Genomic DNA, 520 nt, shown 5'->3' with positions numbered 1-520 from the left:
TTGCTGACACTATTGACCAGTTTTTTCGCTGATGGCCCCGTTGTCTGGCTGGTATCTGGAAGCGTAATTGTGACATCACCATCAGCAGTGAAAAACTGCTGCCAGTTCTGCTTGTCGTAATTCAGGCCGCGAAGCGCCTCAGCACTCTGTGTCACCAGCGCGGCGGTCACCATATTCAGCGCCACCCGAGGAACCGCTGACCATGCAGCCCCCGACTGAGTAGGTCCGGTATAGTTACTGACCAGCGTCAGTCCTGTATTGCTTTCGATTGTTTTGACCGGGAGCGTATACGGAATGCCGCCTACAGTGGCAACAACAAAATCGCCGGCTGCCAATTCGGTAGTAAATGAAGTCCCCGCCCCTGATACCTGGGCAGAATTATTCGTCAGGGTGAGTGTTCCTGCTGACATAGATTTTCCTCAGTACATGTTCGGGATAACGAGAATGGGCATGGTGATATTTCTGTTACGGGTCATATCCCATCCATTGCTGAAGTAATTACCAAAAACCCGGTTATAGG

At 51.2% G+C, this 520-nt stretch carries 1 pseudogene; it reads right to left on the bottom strand.

From position 1 onward, the window contains the following. Positions 1–410 (bottom strand): annotated as a pseudogene (locus tag OGX95_RS00045) (tail fiber domain-containing protein); the annotation flags it as partial. Between the last annotated feature and the right edge of the window lie 110 nt (positions 411–520).

The organism is Citrobacter sp. Cu233, assembly GCF_030332225.1.
Lineage (GTDB): Bacteria > Pseudomonadota > Gammaproteobacteria > Enterobacterales > Enterobacteriaceae > Citrobacter.
Note: the sequence above shows the minus strand (reverse complement) of the source record. Positions and strands in the feature narration are given on the sequence as shown.